Source organism: Streptococcus parasanguinis, assembly GCF_009717775.1.
Classification (GTDB): domain Bacteria; phylum Bacillota; class Bacilli; order Lactobacillales; family Streptococcaceae; genus Streptococcus; species Streptococcus parasanguinis_AG.
In genome coordinates, this window is the sequence record NZ_WMZF01000001.1 from 75,944 (window position 1) to 100,879 (window position 24,936).

The window sequence follows — 24,936 nt, forward strand, 5'->3', positions numbered from 1 at the left end:
GCGGTACCAATAAAGAATATAATAACAATTGTAATAAGCTTGTGAACAAGCTCAAAGAAAAAAGGAGGATGACAGATGTCAACTAAACCAATTCATGTTTTCTCAGAAATTGGAAAACTGAAAAAAGTAATGTTGCACCGTCCAGGTAAAGAGTTGGAAAACTTGATGCCTGACTATCTAGAGCGTCTTCTTTTTGATGATATTCCATTCTTGGAAGATGCACAAAAAGAACACGACAATTTTGCTCAAGCGCTTCGTAACGAAGGAATCGAAGTACTTTATCTTGAAAAATTGGCAGCTGAGTCATTGACTACTCCAGAAATTCGCGAACAATTCATCGAAGAATATCTTGATGAAGCAAACATTCGTGGACGCCAAACTAAAAACGCTATTCGCGAAATCCTTCGTGGTATTGAAGACAACCAAGAATTGGTTGAAAAAACAATGGCTGGTTTTCAAAAAGCTGAGCTTCCAGAAATTCCAGAAGCTGACAAAGGCTTGACTGACCTTGTTGAATCTGACTACCCATTTGCGATTGATCCAATGCCAAACTTGTACTTCACACGTGACCCATTTGCTACAATTGGGAATGCAGTATCATTGAACCACATGTATGCTGATACACGTAACCGTGAAACCTTGTATGGTAAATACATCTTCAAATATCACCCAGTATATGGTGGTAATGTAGATTTGGTATACAACCGTGAAGAAGATACTCGTATCGAAGGTGGGGACGAATTGGTCCTTTCTAAAGATGTCTTGGCAGTTGGTATCTCACAACGTACAGATGCTGCATCAATTGAAAAATTGTTGGTAAACATCTTCAAGAAGAACGTTGGCTTCAAGAAAGTATTGGCCTTCGAATTTGCGAACAACCGTAAATTCATGCACTTGGATACAGTATTCACAATGGTGGACTACGATAAATTCACCATCCACCCAGAAATCCAAGGCAACCTTCGCGTCTTCTCTGTAACATATGAAAATGAAGCATTGAAGATTGTTGAAGAAAAAGGTGATTTGGCTGAATTGCTTGCTGAAAACCTTGGTGTTGAAAAAGTTACATTGATTCCTTGTGGCGATGGCAATGTGGTTGCTGCTGCTCGTGAACAATGGAACGACGGTTCAAATACTCTTACAATCGCACCTGGTGTGGTAGTTGTATACGACCGTAACACAGTTACAAACAAGAAATTAGAAGAATACGGACTTCGTTTGATTAAGATCCGCGGAAGTGAATTGGTTCGCGGTCGTGGTGGACCTCGTTGTATGTCAATGCCATTTGAACGTGAAGAAATCTAATAGAGAAGACCGAGAGCTGGTCTTGAGGGATCAGCTCTTCCTTCTTACTGATCAATACTAGAAAGAAAATAGGAGACAATTAGAAATGACAGATTCAGTATTCCAAGGACGTAGCTTCTTGGCAGAAAAAGACTTTACACGTGCAGAGTTAGAATACCTTATCGGACTTTCAGCTCACTTGAAAGACCTTAAAAAACGCAACATTGAACACCACTATCTTGCTGGTAAAAACATTGCGCTTTTGTTTGAAAAAACTTCAACTCGTACTCGTGCTGCCTTCACAACAGCAGCTATCGACCTTGGTGCTCACCCAGAATACCTAGGTGCAAACGACATCCAACTTGGTAAAAAAGAATCTACAGAAGATACTGCTAAAGTTCTTGGACGTATGTTTGACGGTATTGAATTCCGTGGTTTCAGCCAACGTATGGTTGAAGAATTGGCTGAATTCTCAGGTGTTCCAGTTTGGAATGGTTTGACTGACGAATGGCACCCAACTCAAATGCTTGCAGACTACTTGACAGTTCAAGAAAACTTTGGACGTTTGGAAGGTTTGACACTTGTATACTGTGGTGATGGACGTAACAACGTTGCGAACAGCCTTCTTGTAACAGGTGCTATCCTTGGTGTGAACGTACACATCTTCTCACCAAAAGAACTCTTCCCAGAAAAAGAAATCGTTGAATTGGCAGAAGGATTTGCAAAAGAAAGTGGCGCTCATATCTTGATCACTGAAGATGCTGACGAAGCAGTGAAAGGTGCAGACGTACTTTACACTGACGTTTGGGTATCAATGGGTGAAGAAGACAAATTTGCAGAACGTGTTGCCCTTTTGAAACCTTACCAAGTAAACATGGATTTGATTAAGAAAGCTGATAACGAAGACTTGATCTTCTTGCACTGCTTGCCAGCCTTCCACGATACAAATACTGTTTACGGTAAAGATGTTGCTGAAAAATTCGGCGTAGAAGAAATGGAAGTTACTGACGAAGTGTTCCGCAGCAAATATGCTCGTCACTTTGACCAAGCTGAAAACCGTATGCACACCATCAAAGCGGTTATGGCAGCTACTCTTGGTAACTTGTACATTCCAAAAGTTTAAGACTTTATAACCGTATACCAACAGCTATAGGGGCTGGACTGCTAGCTTTAGTCCTGCTCCTATTTTTTATAGAAAGGGATACCTTATGTCAAGAAAAATCGTCGTTGCTTTGGGAGGAAATGCTATTCTCTCATCTGATCCTTCTGCTCAAGCTCAACAAGAAGCACTTGTAGAAACGGCAAAACACTTAGTCAAATTAATCAAAAACGGGGATGACTTGATCATCACTCACGGAAATGGTCCTCAAGTAGGGAACCTCTTGCTCCAACACTTGGCAGCAAACTCTGAAAAGAACCCTGCTTTCCCACTTGATTCATTAGTTGCTATGACCGAAGGAAGCATTGGCTACTGGCTTCAAAATGCTCTTCAAAATGCTCTTCATGAAGAAGGAATCGAAAAAGATGTGGCTTCTGTTGTGACACAAGTCGTTGTTGATAAGAACGACCCAGCTTTCGTTAACCTCAGCAAACCAATCGGTCCTTTCTACTCAGAAGAAGAAGCAAAAGCAGAAGCTGAAAAATCTGGAGCAACCTTCAAAGAAGATGCTGGTCGTGGCTGGCGTAAAGTTGTTGCTTCACCAAAACCAGTGGATATCAAAGAAATCAATACCATTCGTACTTTGTTGAACGACGGTCAAGTCGTTGTGGCAGCCGGTGGTGGCGGTATCCCAGTTGTGAAAGAAGCAGATGGTAGCTTATCTGGTGTTGAAGCGGTCATCGATAAAGACTTCGCCTCTCAACGTTTGGCTGAATTAGTAGAAGCAGACCTCTTCATCGTCTTGACTGGTGTCGATTATGTCTTTGTGAACTACAACAAACCAGACCAAGCAAAATTGGAACATGTTAATGTGGCTCAATTGGAAGAATATATCAAGCAAGACCAATTTGCACCAGGAAGCATGCTTCCTAAAGTAGAAGCTGCCATTGCCTTCGTCAATGGTCGTCCAGAAGGAAAAGCAGTTATTACGTCACTTGAAAACCTTGGCGCTTTGATTGAGTCTGAAAGTGGAACAATTATTCAAAAAGACTAATGAAAGATTAGGAAAAAACTAGTATTTTAAAGCTTATTGTGATAGAATAAATCTATAGGTAAGCGTTTTACAAGAGACTCTTGTAAAACATCACTCACACTTTGTTGCGTTAGGAGGAAGACAAATGAGTGAAAAAACGAAAAAAGGATTTAAGATGCCTTCATCTTTTTCCGTATTGTTAATTATCATTGCTATTATGGCAGTGTTAACTTGGATTATTCCAGCTGGTCAATACAAAGTTGACGATGCAGGTGCTATCATTGCAGGTAGTTATGAATCTGTAAAAGCACATCCTCAAGGGATTTGGGATATCTTGATGGCTCCAATCAATGCGATGCTTGGTAAAGCACCAACCAGTGCAGCGATTGACGTAGCCTTCTTCATCTTGATGGTCGGTGGTTTCCTTGGAGTTGTGAACGAAACAGGTACCCTTGATGTAGGGATTGCTTCTATCGTTCGCAAATACAAAGGCCGCGAAAAAATGTTGATCTTGATCTTGATGCCATTGTTTGCCCTTGGTGGTACAACTTATGGTATGGGTGAAGAAACTATGGCCTTCTATCCACTTCTTGTTCCTGTTATGATGTCTGTTGGTTTTGACAGCTTGACAGGGGTAGCTATTATCCTCTTAGGATCACAAATCGGATGTTTGGCGTCGACATTGAACCCATTTGCGACAGTTATCGCTTCTGATACTGCAGGTATCTCAAGTGCTTCAGGTCTCTTGCTCCGTGTAATCTTCTGGATCGTATTGACAGGACTTAGCACCTACTATGTATACCGTTATGCAGATAAGGTTCAAAAAGACCCAACCAAATCTCTCACTTATGCAACTCGTGAAGAAGATTTGAAACACTTCAACGTAGAAAGTGGCGAAGAAATCCCTTCACAAATGAACAAGAAACAAAAACGTGTCTTGCTCGTCTTCATTTCGACATTCGTCATCATGGTTGCTGGATTTATCCCATTCAAAGATTTGGGTATTAAATTCTTTGAAAACTTTAACGAATCTCTTCATAAAGTTCCAGTGCTTGGTCAATTGATCGGTAACACAGATGCTCTTGGTACATGGTACTTCCCTCAAACAGCTATGCTCTTTGCCTTCATGGGAATCCTTGTTGGTATCATTTATGGCTTGAAAGAAGATAAAATCATTTCATCCTTCATGAATGGTGCAGCTGACCTCTTGAGTGTTGCTCTTATCGTAGCAGTAGCACGTGGTATCCAAGTCATCATGAACGACGGTATGATCACTGCAACAATTCTTCACTGGGGTGAAGAAGGACTGAAAGGTCTTTCATCTCAATTATTCATTGTCTTGACTTACATTTTCTACTTGCCAATGTCATTCTTGATCCCATCATCATCTGGTCTTGCCAGCGCAACAATGGGTATCATGGCACCTCTTGGTAAATTCGTCAATGTACCAGGTAGCTTGATTGTCACAGCTTACCAATCTGCATCTGGTGTCTTGAACTTGATCGCACCAACTTCAGGTATCGTAATGGGAGCTCTTGCTCTTGGACGTGTTGACTTGAGTGCATGGTGGAAATTCATGGGTAAATTGGTCGTAGCGATTGTTGTGATTACTATTGCCCTTCTTCTACTCGGAACTGTGGTTCCATTCTTGCAATAGAATAAAGTAGGTGTTTCATGAAAAAAAGAATTAAGGACGATGTGAAAGAGCAGTTTTTAAACTCTCTTCAAACCATCATTTCTTACCCTTCTGTGTTAAATGAAGGGGAAAATGGAACACCGTTTGGACAAGCTATCCAAGATGTCCTAAAAAAAACCTTAGAGCTTGCTCAAGAATTAGGTTTTCAAACATATATAGATCCTGAAGGATACTATGGATATGCAGAGATCGGTCAGGGGGAAGAACTCCTGGCCGTTCTTTGTCACTTGGATGTTGTTCCAGCCGGTGATCTTAAAGATTGGCAAACGCCACCCTTTGAAGCGACTGTTGTCGGTGACTATCTAGTAGGTCGTGGTGTACAGGATGATAAGGGGCCGTCACTCGCTGCTCTCTATGCAGTTAAGAGTTTGCTGGATGATGGCATCCAGTTTACCAAACGAATCCGCTTTATCTTTGGGACGGATGAAGAAACCTTGTGGCGGTGTATGAACCGCTACAATCAAATTGAAGAACAAGCAGATCTTGGGTTTGCACCGGATTCCTCTTTCCCTTTAACCTATGCTGAAAAGGGCTTGTTACAAGTGAAATTGCATGGCCCAGGTTGGGATGATCTTCCCTTACAGGCTGGTCAGGCCCTCAATGTTGTTCCAGATAAAGCGACCTATGCAGGTCATCGTTTAGAAGAATTGCTTCCCGTTTTGGATCAAAGTGGGGTTCAGTATAGCCAAACAGAAGATTCTGTAACGGTTATGGGAGTTTCAAAGCACTCCAAAGATGCAGCCGAAGGAGTGAATGCCATTGTCGGTTTAGCGGAAAGTCTGTCCCTCATCCAACCCCACCCAGCCTTGCTCTTTATTGCAGATGCTGTTGGTGAGGATGCAACTGGAGAAGCCCTATTTGGAAAAATTACAGATGAACCAAGTGGGGATCTTTCCTTCAATCTTGCGACTCTTGTGATCGATCAAGAGCAATCGGAAATCGGAATTGATATTCGAATTCCAGTCCTAGCAGATAAGGAGAATTTAGTAGCTCGTCTGCAAGAAATTGCGGCTAGCTATCAGTTGGAGTATGAAGAATTTGACTATTTGGCTCCTTTATATGTACCGCTAGATAGTCCTTTAGTCAGCTCTTTGATGGCCGTCTACCAGGAAGAAACCGGGGATAGGACACCAGCCATGTCTTCAGGTGGTGCGACATTTGCGCGAACTATGGAAAACTGTGTAGCTTTCGGCGCTCTTTTCCCAGGTGCAGAACAGACCGAGCACCAGGCCAATGAACGAGCAAAAATTGACGCTCTCTACGCTGCGATGGAAATCTATCGAGAAGCCATTCAGCGCCTAGCGACAAAATAAAAAGTTTGGAAACTAAGTTTCCAAACTTTTTATTTGCTAAAGAAGAAGGGTGGGGTGAATTCTTTTAATTTTTCAAAGCAATCCAAAGCTCCTTGGTTGTCTTCACAGATGACCAAGCAGACATCGTCCCCACAGATAGTAGCTACAATTTGATCCAGTTCCAGTGCATCTAAGATAGCTCCAAAGGATTGGGCAAGCCCTGGAAGAGTTTTTACAACGACCTGGTTTTGAACGGGCCGCAACATGACTAAGGCATCTTCCATATACATCCGCAGGCGCTTTTCCCAACGGGAAGGAGCGATGGTGTTCATGGCATAGTAGGAACTATCCCCCTCGTTAATTTTCACTAGATTCAAGGATTTAACATCCCGTGAAAGAGTGGATTGGGTAACGAGAACCCCATTGGCTTCAAGGGCTTCTTGGAGTTCTTGTTGGGTATGAATCCTACGCTCAGAAATAATAGAGCGGATCAAGCGGTGGCGGCTTTCAATTTTATTCATGAGAGACTCCTTTACTTGATGAACATAGCATCCCCAAAGCTGAAGAAGCGGTACCGTTCCTGAATAGCATGGTGGTATGCTTCTAAGGTTAATTCACGGCCAGCAAAGGCAGAAACCAACATGACTAAAGTTGATTTTGGAAGGTGGAAGTTGGTCGAAAAGGCATCGACTACTTTCCATTCATAACCCGGTTTAATGAAAATATTGGTCCAGCCAGAATCGGCTTGGATATCACCTGCAAATTTATTTCCGATCGTTTCAAGGGTTCGAATAGAAGTCGTTCCGACGGCCACGATGCGTTTTCCTGCAGCTTTTACCTGACGAAGGGTCGCAGCAGCCTCTTCTGAAAGTTGGTAAAATTCAGAGTGCATCTCATGGTCTTCGAGATTGTCCACTGATACTGGACGGAAGGTACCAAGCCCTACATGAAGGGTCAAGTAAACAAGATGAACACCCTTTGCTTCAATCTTTTGGAGCAATTCTTGGGTGAAATGTAGGCCTGCTGTTGGGGCTGCAGCAGAACCGTTTTCTTTAGCATAAACGGTTTGGTAGCGTTCGCGGTCAGCAAGCTTTTCGTGAATATAGGGAGGAAGTGGCATTTCACCAAGACTTTCCAAGACTTCTAAAAAGATGCCTTGATAGTGGAAGCGAACGATACGGCCTCCATGTTCCAATTCTTCCTCGACAGTGGCAGTCAATCGACCATCTCCGAAGCTCACTGAAGCCCCTACTTTTAATCGTTTAGCAGGCTTTGCTAAGACTTCCCAACAGTCATCTTGGGTATTTTTGAGGAGAAGGAATTCGACGTGACCACCTGTTTCTGGCTTGACGCCGTGAAGACGGGCAGGCAGTACGCGCGTATTGTTCATGACAAGAGCATCTCCTGGCTCCAATTCATCCAAAATTGCATCAAAATGACGATCTTGGAATTGCCCTGTTTTTCGATCGAGGATCAAGAGTTTAGAGGCATCGCGTTTTTCAAGAGGGGTTTGGGCAATCAGTTCTTCAGGCAAATCAAAGTCAAAGTCGTTGGTATTCATTTGCTCTCCTTTTATAATAAATTTGTGAGTAGATAGATGGCTGTCCCGATAGCTAAGAGCATCAGGCTGATTCCCATCAAAAAGATCAGGACCTTGAGAATCTTTCTTTGATGAATCAAGAAAGATAAGAGAAAGACAAGGAGTCCGATCAAAAAAATGATGAATAATAGTGATACAATCATACCTTTCATTATATCACGAATCGACTTGAAAATGAAAAAAACGCCAGAAAAAGATAGCGGTTTCACTTGACAAAAATTGGTCTATACCATATAATAAAAGCATAGAGAAATAGGAGGTCTATCCAATGAAAATTATTGAAGTAAAGGACCAAATTGAGGGTGGAAAAGTTGCCTTTGATATATTAAAAGAAACCTTAAAGGAAGGTGCTCAAACCTTAGGTCTTGCGACTGGAAGCAGTCCCCTTGAGTTTTATAAACAAATTCGTGAAAGTGATTTGGATCTGTCTAATCTAATCAGTGTGAACTTAGATGAATACGTAGGGTTGACGGGAGATGATCCTCAATCTTATCGGTATTTCATGGAGAAAAACCTCTTTGATGCCAAACCATTCAAAGAAAGTTATCTCCCATCAGGTGTAGAAGAATCTGCCGATCAGGAAGTGATCCGTTATAACAAAATACTCGAAGACCATCCAGTGGACCTACAAATCTTGGGAATCGGACGCAATGGGCATATCGGTTTTAATGAGCCAGGGACATCCTTTGATAGTCAGACCCACTTAGTTCAGTTGGATGACTCTACCATTGAGGCTAATTCTCGTTTCTTTGATAAGATCGAAGATGTACCAACCCAAGCCATTTCGATGGGAATTGCTAATATCTTAGCAGCGAAATCGATTGTCTTGTTTGCCTATGGGGAATCAAAAGCCCAAGCAATCAAAGGTACAGTAGAGGGTGAAAGGACAGAAAAAGTGCCAGCTAGTGCCCTTCAAGGACATCCAAATGTGACCATTATTGCGGATAAGGAAGCCTTGAGCTTGTTAAGTCGATAAAAAACAGGACCTATCGCCGATTTATTCGGGCCAGATAGGTTTTTTTCTGCTTCAAAATATGGTACAATACAAGTAATTATCTGCTGGGATTAGCTCTTTTCATCTACTGGGAGACAAGAGGAAAGGGCATGAGGGCTAGAAGCTTATTTTAGCCTCCAGCTGATTAGTCTGTTATAAAGGAAAAGTTTATGATAAAAAAATATTTGATCCATATTTGCCTCCTTCTGAGTCTCTTATGCCAGCCAATTCTAGCGAGTGCGGATGAATTGGTGGATATGGCGCAAAAGATGTATCCAAATGACAATGTCCAAGCCATTAACCGTCCACATTCTTCGCTTATTATTGACGGAAATACGGGCAATGTTCTTTGGAAAGACAATATCGATGAAGTCAGAGATCCTGCCAGCATGAGTAAGCTCATGACGCTCTATCTCTTGTTTGAAGATATGGCAAATGGCAAGATCAGTAAGGATACAGTGATCAAGGCGACCGCTTCAGACCAAGCGATCGGAAAGATCTATGAGATCTCCAACAATAATATTGTTGCTGGGGTAGACTACACAATTCCTGAGTTGATTACCATGACAGTGGTTCCATCCTCAAATGTATCGACCCTCATGTTGGCCAATCTTATGTCCAACAATGATCCAGATGCCTTTATCGAGCGCATGAATGCCAAGGCTAAGGAATTAGGGATGACCAACACGGTCTGGAATAACCCGAGTGGGGCGGCCATCTCCACCTTGCAAGGCTACTATCAGGTAAACAATTATCCAAATGATGCGGCCAACCAGACAACTGCGCGTGATTTAGGAATTCTGGTTTATCATTTTATTAATCAATACCCAGATATTTTAAACTATACCAATCAAGCACAAGTCACGGTCAAAAAAGGGACTCCATATGAGGAAACCTTTGATACCTACAATTATTCATTGCCAGGAGCCAAGTATGCCTTGAAAGGTGTGGATGGTTTGAAAACTGGTTCAAGCCCTCGTGGAGCTTTCAACTATATCGCGACCATCAAACGGGGCAATCAGCGCTTAATTGCTGTCATTATGGGCGTAGGAGATTGGGCAGACCAAGATGGGGAATATTACCGTCACCCGTTTGGCAATGCCTTGATCGAAAAAGCTTTTAAAGATTTTGGCTATAAAAAATTGTTAGATGCAGGTGTCCAGAAGATTGACGGCAAGACCTATACACTTGAAAAACCCTTCTATGCAACGGTTAAAAAAGGTGCTAAAGAACCGACCCTTGCGGTAAAAGATGGCTATCTGACAGTAGATAATGATCTCTACACGTTGTCTGAAGGTATCCGAGATGATATGAAGGTGGAAGAAGGAGCCAAGCCAGAGCTTGTCAAAGAAACAGCAAGTGGGAAAAAGACAACGGCTAAGCACAGTAAATGGCTTTCGCTGGATCACTTCCTGATTTTGATTCCGATTCTCATTATTGTCATCATTCTCTCGATTGAAAAACAAAGTCGTGAGAGACGCAAAAAAGAGGCTCAAAAGCGCTATAATAAAGAATAAAATAAAACCTAACTGATTGTCAGTTGGGTTTTGTCATTGTCCCATTCCGATATTTTTAGAAAGGATTCATATGAAAAAATTCCGAAATTCTTATGCGGCTTATATGCTGCTCTATAGTTTTTATTTTATGTCCACCTCTCTCTTTACGACCCTCATTTCCGTCTATTTGATGGGAAAGCACTATAGTGCAACTCAAGTGTCGACCTTGGTATCGATTGCCTTTTTCTTATCCATGGTAGCCCAACCCTTCTTTGGTTATATCAATGAGCGATTTGGAATCGTAAAAATGACGACCCTCAGTCTAAGTGTGATCATTGGTGGTGTCTTCGGTTTTCTTTGGGCCCCCAATCTCTTTTGGCTGACTGTTTTTTACGGGATTGTTCTAGTCTGTTTGAATGGGACAGCTCCCATGATGGAAGTATTTGCAACGCAAAGTCCATACGCTTTTGGGAAGATTCGCGTTTGGGGAACCATTGGCTACTCGGTCGGTGTTCAAATAGCCGGCTGGGTCTATCATCAGTTTAGCCCCCAAGCTGTCTATTATACGGTTTTGATCACCATTGTATTGAGTCTCTTCTGCCTAAGTGCGGTTCGAATGAAGAAAAAAGAGACAGTCGTAGAAAAGGAAAAACATCCTGTCTCTATTCGTCCTCTTCTTCATAATGGACCTTATCTCTTCTTTATCATTTTGATTGGCTTGGCTTCAGGGGTTGGAAATATTGGTCATACCTATATTCCTGAGTTGCTCATGGATAGTGGTCTACCAGTCCATATTGCCTCTACGGTTGTAGCTATCTCCGTCGTAGTGGAAGCCCCCTTGATCTTTTTCTCTGATCGATTCATGGACCACTGGCCTTTACGGGTTTTGATCGCTCTTCCAATCGGGATTATTTTTGCTCAATATGCTGTCTACGCTCTTCCAAGTCCTGTCTTCTTAAAAGTGCTTTTGACTCTTTTAGCCAAGCATACAACAGGGATGGTTTTGATTATGGTCTCCTTACGGTTTATTGCCCAACAGGTGAATGGCAAAGACTTGGTTCTTGCCATGGCCATTGTCCAAGGAGCTCGTTATTTAGGAACCATTCTTTTACAACCCTTCGCAGCCCTCTGTATTGAAAGAGGTGGTTACCAAGTCATGAGTTTCTTTTTAGCAGGGGTTGTAGGGATCGTCTTTTTACTGAGCTTTGCCTTAAAAATGCCCCAAGGGAAGGCTCACGGCCTTTTTGGTGGCAAAGTAGACTAATGAAATTGTTACAATTGTATGACTAATCATCGAGGAGTTGGACAGAAACACTGATCTCATAGTGTTTTGTCCAACTTTTTTGCTATTATTAAGAACTAGTGATTAATTTGACAATCAAAGTATTCGATGATAGAATGAGGTAAAATAAATATAAAGGAGACCATTTTATGAAAAAAATGATCTTATCGACAGCTGCTCTTTTGACGATTGTTTCCCTAGCTGCTTGTTCAAACAAACAAGACACAAAGAAGGAAACTTCAAATAGTCAATCAACTACTAAAGTGACGAGCAAATCTGACAACACTTCAAAAAGTAAGGATACTTCAACAGATTCAGAAGAGTCTTCATCTTCTAGTCTCTTAACAGATGCTGAAATCAGCAAGGCTAAAACAGTTGGAGACTTCAAAAAGTTGTTTGCAAAATTAATGGATCAATCTGTTTCTATTACTGAAGAAGCAGGCACTTCTGTGACAGGTTCTGCAAAAGAACAATACGATGCAACGATTAGTGCTTTGAAGCAAGAATTGGAAAACCAAAAAGATATCTTTAATGAAGGCTTGGAAAGCATCGGTTCAGATAGCACAGTCGTTCCTAAAGAAAAGCGTGAAGCTTTGATCGAAAGCTTGAAAGATGCTCGAGAAGAGTTGGAAAGTACTCGTAAAGAAATGAAAGATATGCAGAAAGAATTGAGTAAATCTCCTGTTGCAGATGACGACAGTGATGATTCAGATTCTGAAGAATAAAAGGAAGAAGAGGTTGGAATTTCCAGCCTTTTTCTTATTTTTTTTCGAATGATATAGATGAGGAGGTGGGGCTATGTTTATTGCCATGGATAACAATCAAAAGCGGTGGAACTGTATGGAAGAGATCCCAGCTGTGACAGAAGGTCCCTTCTATTGCTTAGCTTGTCATAGTCCAGTGCGTCTAAAAAATGGCTCGGTTCTACGGGCTCATTTTGCTCATGTAGAATTACAGCATTGTCCCTATCATCACGAAGCGGAGAGTTTTGAACATCTGGAATTGAAAGCCAGTCTTTATGACTGGGCCTCTAAGGAGTCTAAAACAGAGGTAGAAAGTTATTTAGCAGACTTTCAACAAATTGCCGATCTTTTGGTAGTAGACAAGAACTTAGCTTTGGAAGTGCAGTGCAGCTCCCTATCTTTAGAACGCTTGAAGGAGAGAAGCGATGCTTATCGATCCCATGGTTACCAGGTCTATTGGTTACTTGGTAAAAAGTTGTGGCTCAAGGAAAGACTGACAAAGCTACAGGCTGGTTTTCTTTATTTTAGTCAGAATCGCGGGTTCCATCTTTGGGAATTGGATCTGACAAAGAAAGAGTTACGTTTGCAATACCTCATCCATGAGGATTTGAGAGGGCGATTGCATTATCAAACAGAAGTTTTCCCTTTTGGTCAAAGGTCTTTACTGGAAGTCCTACGGACCCCTTATCTTTCGCAACCAATGCAGCAAATGGCAGTCGAGCTCGATCGGACATTTTTAACGTATATACAGCAGCAACTCTTTTATCGTCATCCAAAGTGGCTGAAGCTTCAGGAAGAACTCTATATGCAGGGACAACATCTGATGGAACTGGGGCTAGATTTCTTTTATCCTCTTTGTCGTCCGATCCTTTCACAGAACTTGCTCCAAATTAAAGAGGATGTAGAAGGTTACTACCAGCAATTTATGACCTATTATCAGTCGCAAGGAATCCAATCCGTTCAGATCCTTTATCCCCCACGTTTTTATGCTCAGCAGAAAAGCTAACTTTCTAAGATAGAAATCCTCCCGAAATGTTCATTTTTATGATAAAATGGTACCATTGGAGGATTAATCGAAATGGTAAAACAACGTAATGAAATTGATGAAAAATACCAATGGGATTTGTCGACAATTTTTGCGACAGATCAAGCTTGGGAAGAAGAAGCAGCAAGCTTAGCTGCAGATATTAAAGCAGCAAGCCACTATGCTGGTCATTTGTTGGATTCAGCGCAAACACTGTTGGATACAACCAATGCATATTTGGAATTGAGCCGTCGTTTAGAAAAGGTCTACGTCTATGCTCATATGAAAAATGACCAAGACACACGAGTGGCTAAATACCAAGAGTACCAATCAAAAGGGATGTCTCTTTATAGCTTGTTAGGTGAAACCTTTGCCTTCTATGAGCCTGAATTCATGGCCATTACGGATGAGCAATACAAGGCCTTTGTGAGTGAAGTTCCAGCCTTGGAACAATATGGTCATTATTTTGATCGTTTGCTAGAGAAAAAAGAACATGTCTTGTCTCAAAAAGAAGAGGAATTACTTGCAGGAGCTGGTGAGATCTTTGCAGCTGGTGGTGAAACTTTTGAAATCTTGGACAATGCAGATATTGTTTTCCCAACTGTGCATGATGACAAGGGCGAAGAAGTTCAATTAACCCATGGAAACTATATTTCTTTGGTAGAATCAAAAGATCGTGCCGTTCGTAAAGAAGCTTACGAAGGTCTCTACAAGGTTTATGAACAGTACCAACATACTTATGCTAAAACCTTGCAAACCAATGTGAAAGTTCACAACTTTAATGCCAAAGTTCGCAAATTCTCATCTGCCCGTGAAGCGGCCCTTTCTGAAAACTTTGTACCAGAAAGTGTTTATGATAGCTTGGTAGCAGCTGTGAACAAACATTTGCCACTCTTGCAACGCTATGTGCAATTGCGTTCAAAAATTCTAGGAATCTCAGACTTGAAGATGTACGATATGTATACGCCATTATCCGATACAGACTACAAGTTTACCTACGAAGAATCATTGGCTAAAGCAGAAGAAGTCTTGGCTGTTTTGGGTGAGGACTACCTTTCTCGTGTGAAACGTGCCTTCAGCGAACGGTGGATTGATGTGCATGTCAACCAAGGAAAACGCTCAGGTGCTTATTCAGGTGGTTCATATGATACCAATGCCTTCATGTTGTTGAACTGGCAAGATACATTGGATAATCTCTTCACCTTGGTGCATGAAACTGGTCACAGTATGCATTCTAGCTATACCCGTGAAACCCAGCCTTATGTCTATGGGGACTATTCAATTTTCCTTGCTGAAATTGCCTCTACAACCAATGAAAATATCCTGACCGAACGTCTGTTAGAAGAAGTAGAAGACGATGCGACACGCTTTGCTATTTTGAATCACTTCTTGGATGGCTTCCGTGGCACGGTCTTCCGTCAAACGCAGTTTGCTGAATTTGAGCATGCCATTCATAAAGCAGACCAAGAAGGTACCGTTTTGACTAGTGAGTTCTTGAACAACCTTTATGCAGAGCTCAATGAAAAATACTATGGTCTTTCAAAAGAAGACAACCCTGAGATCCAATATGAATGGGCTCGGATTCCTCACTTCTACTATAACTACTACGTCTTCCAATATTCAACAGGTTTTGCAGCAGCTTCGGCTTTAGCTGAAAAAATCGTTCATGGAACCCAGGAAGATCGTGATAAGTATATCGACTACTTGAAAGCTGGGAACTCTGATTATCCACTCAACGTCATCCGTAAAGCAGGTGTGGATATGGAAAAAGAAGATTACTTGGACGCAGCTTTTGCGGTCTTTGAACGTCGGTTGAATGAATTTGAAGCCCTAGTAGAAAAATTAGGACTCGCATAAGATGGTAGAGTCTTATAGTAAAAATGCCAACCACAACATGCGCCGGCCAGTGGTTAAAGACGAGATCGTTGACTTTATGCGCACGCGTCAAAAACCGGTAGCAGGTGCCTTGGAGGAGTTAGAAGCATTCGCCCGCAAGGAAAATATTCCGATTATTCCGCATGAAACGGTAGCTTACTTTAGACTACTCCTACAAGCCCTGCAACCAAAGAAAATCCTGGAAATTGGGACAGCAATTGGATTTTCAGCGCTCTTAATGGCTGAAAATGCTCCCGATGCACAAATTACTACTATTGATCGGAATGAAGAGATGATTGGCTTTGCCAAGGAAAATCTGGCTAAATACGATCAGCGAAAACAAATCACCTTGCTTGAAGGAGATGCGGTAGATGTCTTGCAGGATTTGACAGAGACCTATGACTTTGTCTTCATGGATTCTGCTAAGTCTAAGTACATCGTCTTTTTACCACGAATTCTCGAACTCTTAGAAGTTGGGGGAGTCGTGGTATTGGATGATATTTTCCAAGGAGGAGATGTTGCTAAGGACATCATGGAAGTGCGTCGTGGGCAACGAACCATTTACCGGGGGCTTCAGAACCTCTTTCATGCGACTCTCAATCATCCAGATTTGACCGCTAGTTTGGTGCCACTTGGAGATGGTATTTTGATGATTCGGAAAAATGCAGAGACGGTAACCTTGCCAGATCCTAGCTCTTTTTAGGTAAATTTAAGGTATTCTCTCTAATTTGTGGTAAAATAGAAGAAGTTTAAAAAGGAACGGAGAATAATTTTCATGAAGAAAAAACTTGTAGCGGGTGCTGTGACCTTGCTATCAGTCGTAACACTAGCAGCGTGTGCCAATGGCACAAACAAAGATATCGTGACCATGAAAGGGGACACGATTACAGTTTCTGATTTCTATAATGAAATCAAAACCAACCAAGGTGCTCAACAAGTTCTTTTCCAAATGACCATCAATAAAGTCTTTGAAAAAGAATATGGATCAAAAGTTTCTGATAAAGAAGTCGATAAAGAATTGGCTAAACAAAAGAAACAATTAGGTAACCAATTCGATGCTTACTTGGCGCAACAAGGCTTGACGGAAGAAACAGCGAAGAAACAAATCCGTAGCAATATGTTGTTGGAATATGCAGTTAACCAAGCAGCTAAGAAAGATATCAAAGAGTCTGACTACAAGGCGGCTTTTGAATCTTACACACCAGAAGTAACAGCACAAATTATCAAGTTAGATGCAGAAGATAAAGCAAAAGAAGTGTTGGAAGCTGCTAAAGCGGAAGGTGCAGACTTTGCCCAAATCGCCAAAGACAATTCAACAGATACTGCTACAAAAGATAAAGGTGGCGAAGTTAAGTTCGATTCAGGAACATCAGGTATCCCATCTCAAGTCAAAGAAGCTGCCTTTAAATTGGATGAAAACGGCATTTCAGATGTGATCACAGTTTCAGCAGGTCAAAACTATTCTGCTAGCTACTATATTGTCAAATTGAATAAGAAGACAGAAAAAGGTTCTGACTGGAAGAAATACGAAAAACGTTTGAAAGAGATCATTGTTGACGGTCGTAAGCAAGATACCAATTTCATCCGTAGCGTTATTGCAAAAGCGATGACCAATGCCAATATCAAGGTCAAAGATGATGCTTTCAAATCAACATTTAACCAATATTTGCAAAATATCGGTGTTCAAACAAGTGATAGCAGCTCATCCTCTAAAAAATAGTTGACGGTTCCATTTGGAACTTGTATAATGAAATAGTTGAGAATAAATCATTGTTACTCGGAATCAGAGAAGTGGCGGGGGTGCGAGCCATGGAAGAGAAATGATTTTGCTACTCGGCTGAGACAATTGCATATAAAATGAAGAATGACAAGTTCATTGAATGAAGGTGGTACCGCGGTTTTTCGCCCTTCGTTTAGTGGCTTGTCTTTTGTTTATGGGCAGTTGTCTGGAGCTTTTTAAAGGAGATCAAAAGATGCGAACCTATCAAGTGAAACAAAAATTTCGATTGGGTGGCGAGCGGTTCGATATCAAAGATGAGTTGGGAAATGTTGAATACCAGGTTGAGGGATCTTTTCTTAAGATTCCCAAGACTTTTACCATCTATGATAAGAATGGACAAGAAGTGAGCCACATTACTAAAAAAACAATCAGCTTTCTTCCCAAGTTTGTGGTTGAGTTGATGGATGGGGACCGCTTTTTTATCCATAAAAAGCTGACGCTCTTCAGGGATAAGTACGATATCGAAGATTTGGGACTTCGTGTACAAGGAAATATCTGGGACCTAGAATTCAAATTATTCGATGACCGGGATCAAATCGTCGCTGAGATTAGCAAGGAACTCTTTCATTTAACCTCTACCTACCAAGTATCGGTGTATGAGGATGAATACGCTGATTTAGTCATCTCACTTTGTGTCGCCATCGATTATGTCGAAATGTTAGAAGCTAGCGCAAATTAAGCTTAAAAAATTAGGAGACAAATATGAAACAATTATCTAGTGCACAAGTCCGTCAAATGTGGCTTGATTTCTGGGCAAGCAAAGGCCACTCTGTAGAACCATCTGTTAGCTTGGTTCCTGTAAATGACCCAACCCTTTTGTGGATCAACTCAGGGGTTGCCACTCTTAAGAAATACTTCGATGGAACCATCAAACCTGAAAATCCACGGATTACCAATGCTCAAAAGGCTATTCGTACCAATGATATCGAAAACGTAGGGAAAACTGCTCGTCACCATACTATGTTTGAAATGTTGGGGAATTTCTCAATCGGTGATTACTTCCGTGATGAAGCCATTACGTGGGCTTATGAACTTTTGACAAGTCCCGAATGGTTTGACTTCCCCAAAGACAAACTTTACATGACCTATTACCCTGACGACAAGGATTCATACAACCGTTGGATCGCTGTTGGGGTAGATCCAAGTCACTTGATCCCAATCGAAGACAACTTCTGGGAAATCGGTGCAGGGCCTTCTGGACCAGATACAGAAATCTTCTTTGACCGTGGAGAAGCCTTTGACCCTGAAAATATCGGTCTTCGTCTGCTTGCAGAAGATATCGAAAACGACCGGTACATCGAAATCTGGAATATTGTCTTGTCACAATTTAACGCAGACCCTGCTGTTCCTCGTAGCGAATACAAGGAATTGCCACACAAGAACATTGATACGGGCGCTGGTTTGGAACGTTTGGTAGCCGTTATCCAAGGGGCCAAGACCAACTTTGAAACAGACCTCTTTATGCCGATCATCCGTGAAGTTGAAAAGATGTCTGGTAAAACCTATGATCCAGATGGCGATAACATGAGCTTCAAGGTCATTGCTGACCACATCCGTTCGCTTTCATTTGCGATTGGAGATGGGGCTCTTCCTGGTAATGAAGGACGCGGTTATGTTCTTCGTCGTCTCCTCCGTCGTGCTTCCATGCATGGTCAAAAATTGGGGATCGAAGGAACCTTCTTGTATAAATTGGTTCCAACCGTTGGGAAGATCATGGAAAGCTACTACCCAGAAGTACTTGAAAAACAAGACTTCATCGAAAAAATCATCAAGAGTGAAGAAGAATCATTTGCTCGTACCTTGAACTCTGGTCAACACTTTGCCCAAACCATCGTTGAAGACTTGAAAGCTAAAGGTCAAACAGTGATTGCTGGTCAAGATGTCTTTAAACTTTATGATACATACGGATTCCCAGTAGAATTGACAGAAGAAATCGCTGAAGAAGCTGGAATGACGGTCGATCGTGACGGTTTTGAAGCGGCTATGAAGGAACAACAAGAACGTGCGCGTGCATCTGCTGTCAAAGGTGGATCTATGGGGATGCAAAATGAAACCCTTCAAAACATTACAGTTGAAAGTAGCTTCAACTACAATGCCAGCCAATTGCCTTCTAAGTTGGTGGCTATCGTAGCAGATAATGCTGAAGTAGAGGCTGTTTCAGAAGGAACTGCATCACTGATCTTTGCAGAAACTCCATTCTACGCTGAAATGGGTGGACAAGTTGCGGACCATGGTCAAATCTTGGATGCTACAGGAAATGTCGTAGCTACTGTAACAGATGTACAAAAGGCACCAAATGGACAACCACTTCATACTGTTGAAGTTCTTGCTCCTCTTGCCTTGAACCAAGAATACACCTTGGCGATCGATACCAATCGTCGTCATCGTGTTATGAAGAACCACACTGCAACTCACTTGCTCCATGCGGCTCTTCACAATATCCTTGGTAACCATGCAACCCAAGCAGGATCTCTTAACGAAGTAGAATTTCTTCGCTTTGACTTCACTCACTTCCAAGCCGTAACTCCTGAAGAATTGCGAGCTATTGAACAACAAGTCAATGAAAAGATTTGGGAAGCGATCGCAGTCGAAACGATTGAAACAGATATCGATACTGCTAAAGAAATGGGAGCCATGGCCCTCTTTGGTGAGAAATACGGTAAGGAAGTCCGTGTTGTAACGATCGGTGACTACTCCGTTGAGCTCTGTGGTGGTACTCACGTAGGCAATACGTCTGAGATTGGACTCTTCAAGATTATCAAAGAAGAAGGGATCGGATCAGGAACTCGTCGTATCTTGGCAGTGACTGGTAAGGAAGCCTTCGAAGCTTATCGTGAACAAGAAGATGCTCTGAAAGCAGTCGCAGCAACCTTGAAAGCACCTCAACTCAAAGAAGTCCCTCACAAGGTGGAAGGTCTTCAAGAACAACTCCGTCAATTGCAAAAAGAAAATGCAGAATTGAAGGAAAAAGCAGCAGCAGCTGCAGCAGGCGATGTCTTCAAGAATGTTCAAGAAGCAAACGGACACCGTTATATTGCCAGCCAAGTGTCTGTATCAGATGCGGGTGCCCTTCGTACCTTTGCGGATAACTGGAAACAAAAAGACTACTCTGATGTGCTTGTTCTTGTCGCAGCCATCGGTGACAAGGTCAATGTCCTTGTAGCCAGCAAGACAAAAGATGTGCATGCAGGCAATGTGATCAAAGAATTGGCTCCAATCGTCGATGGACGTGGTGGTGGTAAACCAGACATGGCCATGGCAGGAGGAAGCAACCAAGCGAAAATCCAAGAATTGTTGGATGCCGTAGCAGGTAAATTGTAATAATAGGAGAGGTTGGATGTTTGTCCAACCTCTTTTTTCAAAAAAGGAGCAGATCCAATTAGAAAAATATTGCAGCAAAAACCCTTTCCGTCTGGAAAGGGTTTTGTCTTATAATCCGTAATTGTAATCGTCATCCTGCATGGCTTCTACTTCACCGAGAAGGTAACCATTTCCGACTTGAGAGAAGAAGTCGTGGTTAGATGTACCGGTTGAGATTCCGTTCATAACGATTGGGTTAACGTCATCTGCTGAGTCTGGGAAGAGTGGATCTTGTCCCAAGTTCATGAGGGCTTTATTAGCATTGTAGCGAAGGAAGGTCTTGACTTCCTCTGTCCAGCCCACACCGTCATAGAGGCTCTCTGTGTAGCCTTCTTCATTTTCATAGAGGGTATAGAGCAGGTCATACATCCATTCTTTGAGTTTTTCTTGTTCTTCTTCTGGTAATTCGTTAAATCCAAGTTGGAACTTGTAGCCGATATAGGTTCCGTGAACTGATTCGTCCCGAATGATCAACTTGATGATCTCAGCTACGTTGGCCAATTTGTTGTTTCCAAGATAGTAGAGAGGTGTGAAGAAACCAGAGTAGAAGAGGAAGGTCTCAAGGAAAACGCTGGCGACTTTCTTTTCAAGGGGAGTCCCATTGAGATAGATTTCGTTGATGATTTCTGCCTTCCTTTGAAGGAAAGGATTGGTGTTGGTCCATTCGAAAATCTCTTCGATTTCTGACTTGGTATTCAAAGTAGAAAAGATAGAAGAGTATGACTTAGCATGGACAGATTCCATAAATTGGATGTTGTTAAAGACAGCTTCTTCATGGGGAGTACGAATATCCGCACGAAGGGCTTGAACACCTGTTTCAGATTGCATGGTATCTAGAAGAGTTAATCCCCCAAAGACTTTACCAACTAGGTCTTTTTCTTTATTCGACAACTTTCTCCAGTCATCCAAGTCGTTTGACAAAGGGATACGTGTATCCAACCAGAATTGCTCTGTCAGTTTTTCCCAGGTCGATTTATCGATGACATCTTCGATCGCATTCCAGTTAATGGCTTTGTAGTATGTTTCCATTTGCATCACTTTCTTTTTCTATTCATTCAATCGTTACTATTCTACCATAAATTGATAGAATACCGCACAAAAAGTCGGCGAACCGACTTTTGATAGCTATCTAGGATAGCGGATTAGATGACACAGCTTTCACATTGGTTGGCGCCAACTTCTCCACCATCATCTGTAAAGGTACGGACGTAGTAGATAGACTTGATACCCTTGTTAAAGGCGTAGTTCCGAAGGATAGACAAGTCACGAGTGGTTTGTTTGTTTTCAGTTTTCCATTCGTAAAGACCCTTTGGAATATCGCTGCGCATAAAGAGAGTCAGTGAAAGACCTTGGTCTACATGCTCAGTTGCAGCAGCATAGACATCGATGACTTTTCGCATATCCATGTCGTAGGCAGAAGTGTAGTAAGGAATCGTTTCCGTTGACAATCCTGCTGCAGGGTAGTAGATCTTACCGATTTTCTTCTCTTGGCGTTCTTCAATCCGTTGTGTAATTGGGTGGATAGAAGCAGATACGTCATTGATGTAGCTGATAGATCCATTTGGTGCGACAGCTAGGCGGTTTTGGTGGTAAAGACCATCTGCTTGAACTTTAGCACGCAGTTCTGCCCAATCCTCAGCACTTGGGATAAAGATATCTTTAAAGAGTTCTTTGACGCGATCAGATTTTGGTACAAATTCTCCAGTCGTGTACTTATCAAAGTAAGTACCATTGGCATAATCAGATTTTTCGAAGTTGTGGAAGGTAACACCACGTTCGCGCGCAATGTTGTTTGATTCTACGAGAGTCCAGTAGTTCATGAGCATGAAGTAGATGCTCGTAAACTCAATAGACTCCGGTGATCCGTATTCGATCAATTGTTGGGCAAGGTAGCTATGAAGTCCCATGGCTCCAAGACCAAAGGTATGCGCCAGTTTATTTCCGTGGTCAATAGTTGGAACGGCTACGATATGAGAGCTATCTGTAACGAAGGTCAAAGCACGAACCATGGCACGAATGGAACGACCAAAATCAGGTGAAGTCATCATGTTAACTACGTTGGTTGAACCAAGGTTACAGGAGACGTCTGTTCCCATTTGAACAAATTCTTGGGCATCGTTGATCAAGCTTGGTTCTTGAACTTGAAGGATCTCTGAACACAAGTTACTCATGATGATTTTTCCATCAACAGGGTTTGCCCGGTTAGCAGTATCAATGTTGACTACATATGGATAGCCAGATTCTTGTTGCAATTTAGAAATTTCAGTTTCCAAATCACGTGCCTTAATTTTAGTCTTGCGGATATTTGGATTAGCAACCAACTCATCGTATTTTTCAGTGATGTCGATGTAGTTAAATGGTACTCCGTATTCACGTTCCACAGAGTATGGGCTGAAGAGGTACATTTCTTCATTCTTACGCGCCAACTCGTAGAACTTGTCTGGCACGACGACCCCAAGTGAGAGAGTCTTCACCCGAACTTTTTCATCAGCATTTTCTTTCTTAGTTGAAAGGAAGGCGATGATGTCTGGGTGGAAGACGTTGAGGTAAACCACCCCAGCCCCTTGGCGTTGTCCCAATTGGTTAGAGTAAGAGAAGCTATCTTCGAAGAGTTTCATAACTGGAACCACTCCAGAAGCGGCTCCTTCATACCCTTTGATTGGTGCTCCAGCTTCACGAAGGTTGCTGAGAGAAATCCCAACCCCACCACCGATACGAGACAGTTGAAGGGCAGAGTTGATGGAACGTCCGATCGCATTCATATCATCGGTTACTTGGATCAAGAAACATGATACCAATTCCCCACGGCGGGCACGTCCAGCGTTTAAGAAAGAAGGAGTAGCTGGTTGGTAGCGTTGGTGGATAATTTCGTTTGCGATGTCTCGCGCGATAGCTTCATTTCCATCAGCAAAATAGAGAGCATTGAAAAAGACACGGTCTTCCATGCTTTCAAGATAGTATTCTCCATCATTTGTTTTCAAAGCGTATTGGTTATAGAATTTGTAGGCCGCCATGAAGGACTTGAATTGGAAGTTTTGATCTTTGATAAATTGGGCCAATTCCTCTAAAAATTCAGGACGGTATTTCTCGATAAAAGCTCTCTCAATGTAATTGTGCTCGAGAAGGTACTGAATCTTGTCTGTAATCGAGTCAAAGGTTTTAGTATTTGGTACAACATTTTCTTTAAAGAACGCATCCAAAGCTTCTTTATCTTTATGAAGCATGATTTGGCCGTTTACTGGACGGTTGATTTCATTGTTAAGACGAAAATACGTCACATCTTCAAGAGATTTTAATCCCATAATAATCCTTTTCTAGTTCAAAAAAATGAAGAGGAGAAGTCCTCTCTTTCCAAGTAAAAAGTCTAGTGTTAGGTTGCTAACGCTAGACCCTATTTAAGCAAAATACTGTGTTTATTAAGAAAGTTTCTTCAACTTAGCTGGTTGAAAACCAGAAAATACTTCATCCGGTGTTTGAATAACTGGAGCAGCATTGAAGCCAAGGTTCTTAACATGCTCTACAAATTCTGGCTGTTCATCTAAGTTAATTTCGCGGTATTCCACATGATTGCTATCGAGGAATCGCTTGGTCATTTTGCATTGAACACAATTATTTTTTGAATAAATGGTTACCATTTCTTTTTCGTTCTCCTATCGAAATATAAATCTGTAAACAGTATAAACAAAATCCAGCAACTTGTCAACAAAATAAAACTAAATATTGTGCAAAGATATGAAATGGGGTTTTTAAAACACAATATATTGTGGTGAACGGAAATTGAGAAATTCCAAGAAATGGGATAGGAATAGGCTTTAAAGCATCTTTAATTAGTTATAATTTTTTTGTGAATCAATATACTGTGGTACACTTGCTTCTTTTTATTTGAAAGCGGAGGAAAATGTTACTTATAATATAGTAGAAAATTGAAAAGATTTGTTCTCCATTCTTCAGGTACTTCTTAGAATGTATCTAAATTGGGATTTTTCGCAGTCTTTTTCTGTAAGTCAGTGATAAAAATCTTGAAAAAAATTTCAAAAGATGATATAATACCAAATTGTAAGGGTTATCAAAAGGTAACTCAAAAACTATTTTTTAAAAGGAGAGTCCAATTATGGCTTCTAAAGATTTCCACATCGTGGCAGAAACAGGTATCCACGCACGTCCAGCAACTTTGTTGGTTCAAACTGCTAGCAAATTTGCATCAGACATCACTCTTGAATACAAAGGTAAATCAGTTAACTTGAAATCAATCATGGGTGTTATGAGCCTTGGTGTTGGTCAAGGTGCTGACGTTGTAATTTCTGCTGAAGGTGCTGACGCTGATGATGCAATCGCAGCTATTTCAGAAACAATGACTAAAGAAGGATTGGCTTAAAAA

Annotated in this window: 22 protein-coding genes; 16 read left to right on the plus strand and 6 right to left on the minus strand. The window is 41.6% G+C overall.

The genetic code is table 11. The features are described from left to right. The first annotated feature begins 75 nt into the window (after nucleotides 1–75). The 5 genes from arcA (at nucleotide 76) to GMC92_RS00385 (ending at nucleotide 6,425) form a co-directional block, all read left to right on the plus strand. Nucleotides 76–1,305 (plus strand): arginine deiminase, encoded by a 1,230-nt coding sequence (arcA, locus tag GMC92_RS00365; protein WP_003017680.1) that lies wholly within the window; start codon nucleotides 76–78, stop codon nucleotides 1,303–1,305. Between the two features lie 85 nt (nucleotides 1,306–1,390). After that, nucleotides 1,391–2,407 carry an ornithine carbamoyltransferase gene (gene argF / locus GMC92_RS00370; RefSeq protein ID WP_021152877.1) on the plus strand — a complete coding sequence of 339 codons (1,017 nt, stop codon included), beginning with the start codon at nucleotides 1,391–1,393 and terminating at the stop codon, nucleotides 2,405–2,407. An 85-nt stretch (nucleotides 2,408–2,492) separates the two neighbouring features. Next, entirely contained in the window at nucleotides 2,493–3,437 is a 945-nt protein-coding gene (gene arcC, locus GMC92_RS00375; protein WP_061591112.1) for a carbamate kinase, read from the plus strand. Nucleotides 3,438–3,561: 124 nt separating this feature from the next. Then, complete coding sequence (locus GMC92_RS00380) at nucleotides 3,562–5,073, plus strand: YfcC family protein (RefSeq protein ID WP_155199430.1); 1,512 nt, start codon at nucleotides 3,562–3,564, stop codon at nucleotides 5,071–5,073. A 17-nt stretch (nucleotides 5,074–5,090) separates the two neighbouring features. After that, a complete protein-coding gene (locus GMC92_RS00385; RefSeq protein ID WP_155199431.1) occupies nucleotides 5,091–6,425 on the plus strand; it encodes a dipeptidase in 1,335 nt (444 codons plus the stop codon). Between the two features lie 29 nt (nucleotides 6,426–6,454). Here GMC92_RS00385 and GMC92_RS00390 read toward each other — a convergent pair whose 3' ends face one another. Genes GMC92_RS00390 through GMC92_RS00400 form a run of 3 tightly spaced genes read right to left on the minus strand, consistent with a single transcriptional unit; the run spans nucleotide 6,455 to nucleotide 8,147 of the window. After that, nucleotides 6,455–6,925 carry an arginine repressor gene (locus GMC92_RS00390; protein ID WP_009732532.1) on the minus strand — a complete coding sequence of 157 codons (471 nt, stop codon included), beginning with the start codon at nucleotides 6,923–6,925 and terminating at the stop codon, nucleotides 6,455–6,457. Nucleotides 6,926–6,936: 11 nt separating this feature from the next. Continuing rightward, on the minus strand, nucleotides 6,937–7,965 hold the full coding sequence (gene queA, locus GMC92_RS00395) for a tRNA preQ1(34) S-adenosylmethionine ribosyltransferase-isomerase QueA (protein ID WP_155199432.1): 1,029 nt from the start codon (nucleotides 7,963–7,965) through the stop codon (nucleotides 6,937–6,939). 11 nt (nucleotides 7,966–7,976) lie between these two features. Then, the gene (locus GMC92_RS00400) at nucleotides 7,977–8,147 is read right to left on the minus strand and encodes an NADH-quinone oxidoreductase subunit K (protein ID WP_155199433.1); all 171 of its coding nucleotides are present in this window, start codon (nucleotides 8,145–8,147) and stop codon (nucleotides 7,977–7,979) included. A 125-nt stretch (nucleotides 8,148–8,272) separates the two neighbouring features. Between GMC92_RS00400 and GMC92_RS00405 the strand changes: the two genes are divergently transcribed. The 10 genes from GMC92_RS00405 to alaS all read left to right on the plus strand — a co-directional run bounded on the left by GMC92_RS00405 (nucleotide 8,273) and on the right by alaS (nucleotide 20,519). After that, nucleotides 8,273–8,980 (plus strand): glucosamine-6-phosphate deaminase, encoded by a 708-nt coding sequence (locus GMC92_RS00405; protein ID WP_004219627.1) that lies wholly within the window; start codon nucleotides 8,273–8,275, stop codon nucleotides 8,978–8,980. 188 nt (nucleotides 8,981–9,168) lie between these two features. After that, a complete protein-coding gene (locus GMC92_RS00410) occupies nucleotides 9,169–10,515 on the plus strand; it encodes a DUF1958 domain-containing protein (RefSeq protein WP_155199434.1) in 1,347 nt (448 codons plus the stop codon). A 70-nt stretch (nucleotides 10,516–10,585) separates the two neighbouring features. Further along, complete coding sequence (locus GMC92_RS00415; protein ID WP_155199435.1) at nucleotides 10,586–11,758, plus strand: MFS transporter; 1,173 nt, start codon at nucleotides 10,586–10,588, stop codon at nucleotides 11,756–11,758. 167 nt (nucleotides 11,759–11,925) lie between these two features. Continuing rightward, the gene (locus tag GMC92_RS00420; RefSeq protein ID WP_070589450.1) at nucleotides 11,926–12,501 is read left to right on the plus strand and encodes an LptM family lipoprotein; all 576 of its coding nucleotides are present in this window, start codon (nucleotides 11,926–11,928) and stop codon (nucleotides 12,499–12,501) included. 73 nt (nucleotides 12,502–12,574) lie between these two features. Beyond that, the gene (locus GMC92_RS00425) at nucleotides 12,575–13,525 is read left to right on the plus strand and encodes a competence protein CoiA (RefSeq protein ID WP_150905723.1); all 951 of its coding nucleotides are present in this window, start codon (nucleotides 12,575–12,577) and stop codon (nucleotides 13,523–13,525) included. 72 nt (nucleotides 13,526–13,597) lie between these two features. After that, on the plus strand, nucleotides 13,598–15,400 hold the full coding sequence (gene pepF, locus GMC92_RS00430) for an oligoendopeptidase F (RefSeq protein ID WP_031573459.1): 1,803 nt from the start codon (nucleotides 13,598–13,600) through the stop codon (nucleotides 15,398–15,400). A 1-nt stretch (nucleotide 15,401) separates the two neighbouring features. Then, nucleotides 15,402–16,121: an O-methyltransferase gene (locus tag GMC92_RS00435; RefSeq protein ID WP_003006390.1), complete on the plus strand. Its 720-nt coding sequence runs from the start codon at nucleotides 15,402–15,404 to the stop codon at nucleotides 16,119–16,121. 72 nt (nucleotides 16,122–16,193) lie between these two features. Continuing rightward, nucleotides 16,194–17,138, plus strand: coding sequence for a peptidylprolyl isomerase PrsA (gene prsA, locus GMC92_RS00440; RefSeq protein ID WP_155199436.1), 945 nt, complete (start codon nucleotides 16,194–16,196; stop codon nucleotides 17,136–17,138). Nucleotides 17,139–17,391: 253 nt separating this feature from the next. Next, on the plus strand, nucleotides 17,392–17,877 hold the full coding sequence (locus GMC92_RS00445) for an LURP-one-related/scramblase family protein (protein ID WP_155199437.1): 486 nt from the start codon (nucleotides 17,392–17,394) through the stop codon (nucleotides 17,875–17,877). A 23-nt stretch (nucleotides 17,878–17,900) separates the two neighbouring features. Continuing rightward, complete coding sequence (alaS, locus tag GMC92_RS00450) at nucleotides 17,901–20,519, plus strand: alanine--tRNA ligase (RefSeq protein ID WP_155199438.1); 2,619 nt, start codon at nucleotides 17,901–17,903, stop codon at nucleotides 20,517–20,519. 108 nt (nucleotides 20,520–20,627) lie between these two features. Here the strand turns inward: alaS and nrdF are convergent, their stop codons facing one another. From nrdF to nrdH, 3 genes are all read right to left on the minus strand, one after another. Next, nucleotides 20,628–21,587 (minus strand): class 1b ribonucleoside-diphosphate reductase subunit beta, encoded by a 960-nt coding sequence (nrdF, locus tag GMC92_RS00455; protein ID WP_031573445.1) that lies wholly within the window; start codon nucleotides 21,585–21,587, stop codon nucleotides 20,628–20,630. A 113-nt stretch (nucleotides 21,588–21,700) separates the two neighbouring features. Beyond that, nucleotides 21,701–23,860 (minus strand): class 1b ribonucleoside-diphosphate reductase subunit alpha, encoded by a 2,160-nt coding sequence (gene nrdE, locus GMC92_RS00460; RefSeq protein WP_031573442.1) that lies wholly within the window; start codon nucleotides 23,858–23,860, stop codon nucleotides 21,701–21,703. A gap of 114 nt (nucleotides 23,861–23,974) precedes the next feature. Then, nucleotides 23,975–24,193 carry a glutaredoxin-like protein NrdH gene (nrdH, locus tag GMC92_RS00465; protein WP_003006408.1) on the minus strand — a complete coding sequence of 73 codons (219 nt, stop codon included), beginning with the start codon at nucleotides 24,191–24,193 and terminating at the stop codon, nucleotides 23,975–23,977. Nucleotides 24,194–24,669: 476 nt separating this feature from the next. Here nrdH and GMC92_RS00470 point away from each other — a divergent pair, with 476 nt between their 5' ends. After that, the gene (locus GMC92_RS00470) at nucleotides 24,670–24,933 is read left to right on the plus strand and encodes a phosphocarrier protein HPr (RefSeq protein WP_003006411.1); all 264 of its coding nucleotides are present in this window, start codon (nucleotides 24,670–24,672) and stop codon (nucleotides 24,931–24,933) included. Nucleotides 24,934–24,936: the final 3 nt, after the last annotated feature.

Coding starts and splice junctions, on each gene's coding strand:
- GMC92_RS00410 (WP_155199434.1), top strand. CDS start 9,169: ATGATAAAAAAATATTTGATCCATATTTGCCTCCTTCTGAGTCTCTTA.
- pepF (WP_031573459.1), top strand. CDS start 13,598: ATGGTAAAACAACGTAATGAAATTGATGAAAAATACCAATGGGATTTG.
- GMC92_RS00445 (WP_155199437.1), top strand. CDS start 17,392: ATGCGAACCTATCAAGTGAAACAAAAATTTCGATTGGGTGGCGAGCGG.
- queA (WP_155199432.1), bottom strand. CDS start 7,965: ATGAATACCAACGACTTTGACTTTGATTTGCCTGAAGAACTGATTGCC.
- alaS (WP_155199438.1), top strand. CDS start 17,901: ATGAAACAATTATCTAGTGCACAAGTCCGTCAAATGTGGCTTGATTTC.
- nrdE (WP_031573442.1), bottom strand. CDS start 23,860: ATGGGATTAAAATCTCTTGAAGATGTGACGTATTTTCGTCTTAACAAT.
- GMC92_RS00380 (WP_155199430.1), top strand. CDS start 3,562: ATGAGTGAAAAAACGAAAAAAGGATTTAAGATGCCTTCATCTTTTTCC.
- nrdF (WP_031573445.1), bottom strand. CDS start 21,587: ATGGAAACATACTACAAAGCCATTAACTGGAATGCGATCGAAGATGTC.
- GMC92_RS00400 (WP_155199433.1), bottom strand. CDS start 8,147: ATGATTGTATCACTATTATTCATCATTTTTTTGATCGGACTCCTTGTC.
- GMC92_RS00470 (WP_003006411.1), top strand. CDS start 24,670: ATGGCTTCTAAAGATTTCCACATCGTGGCAGAAACAGGTATCCACGCA.
- prsA (WP_155199436.1), top strand. CDS start 16,194: ATGAAGAAAAAACTTGTAGCGGGTGCTGTGACCTTGCTATCAGTCGTA.
- arcA (WP_003017680.1), top strand. CDS start 76: ATGTCAACTAAACCAATTCATGTTTTCTCAGAAATTGGAAAACTGAAA.
- GMC92_RS00385 (WP_155199431.1), top strand. CDS start 5,091: ATGAAAAAAAGAATTAAGGACGATGTGAAAGAGCAGTTTTTAAACTCT.
- argF (WP_021152877.1), top strand. CDS start 1,391: ATGACAGATTCAGTATTCCAAGGACGTAGCTTCTTGGCAGAAAAAGAC.
- GMC92_RS00435 (WP_003006390.1), top strand. CDS start 15,402: ATGGTAGAGTCTTATAGTAAAAATGCCAACCACAACATGCGCCGGCCA.
- arcC (WP_061591112.1), top strand. CDS start 2,493: ATGTCAAGAAAAATCGTCGTTGCTTTGGGAGGAAATGCTATTCTCTCA.
- GMC92_RS00420 (WP_070589450.1), top strand. CDS start 11,926: ATGAAAAAAATGATCTTATCGACAGCTGCTCTTTTGACGATTGTTTCC.
- GMC92_RS00425 (WP_150905723.1), top strand. CDS start 12,575: ATGTTTATTGCCATGGATAACAATCAAAAGCGGTGGAACTGTATGGAA.
- GMC92_RS00390 (WP_009732532.1), bottom strand. CDS start 6,925: ATGAATAAAATTGAAAGCCGCCACCGCTTGATCCGCTCTATTATTTCT.
- GMC92_RS00415 (WP_155199435.1), top strand. CDS start 10,586: ATGAAAAAATTCCGAAATTCTTATGCGGCTTATATGCTGCTCTATAGT.
- GMC92_RS00405 (WP_004219627.1), top strand. CDS start 8,273: ATGAAAATTATTGAAGTAAAGGACCAAATTGAGGGTGGAAAAGTTGCC.
- nrdH (WP_003006408.1), bottom strand. CDS start 24,193: ATGGTAACCATTTATTCAAAAAATAATTGTGTTCAATGCAAAATGACC.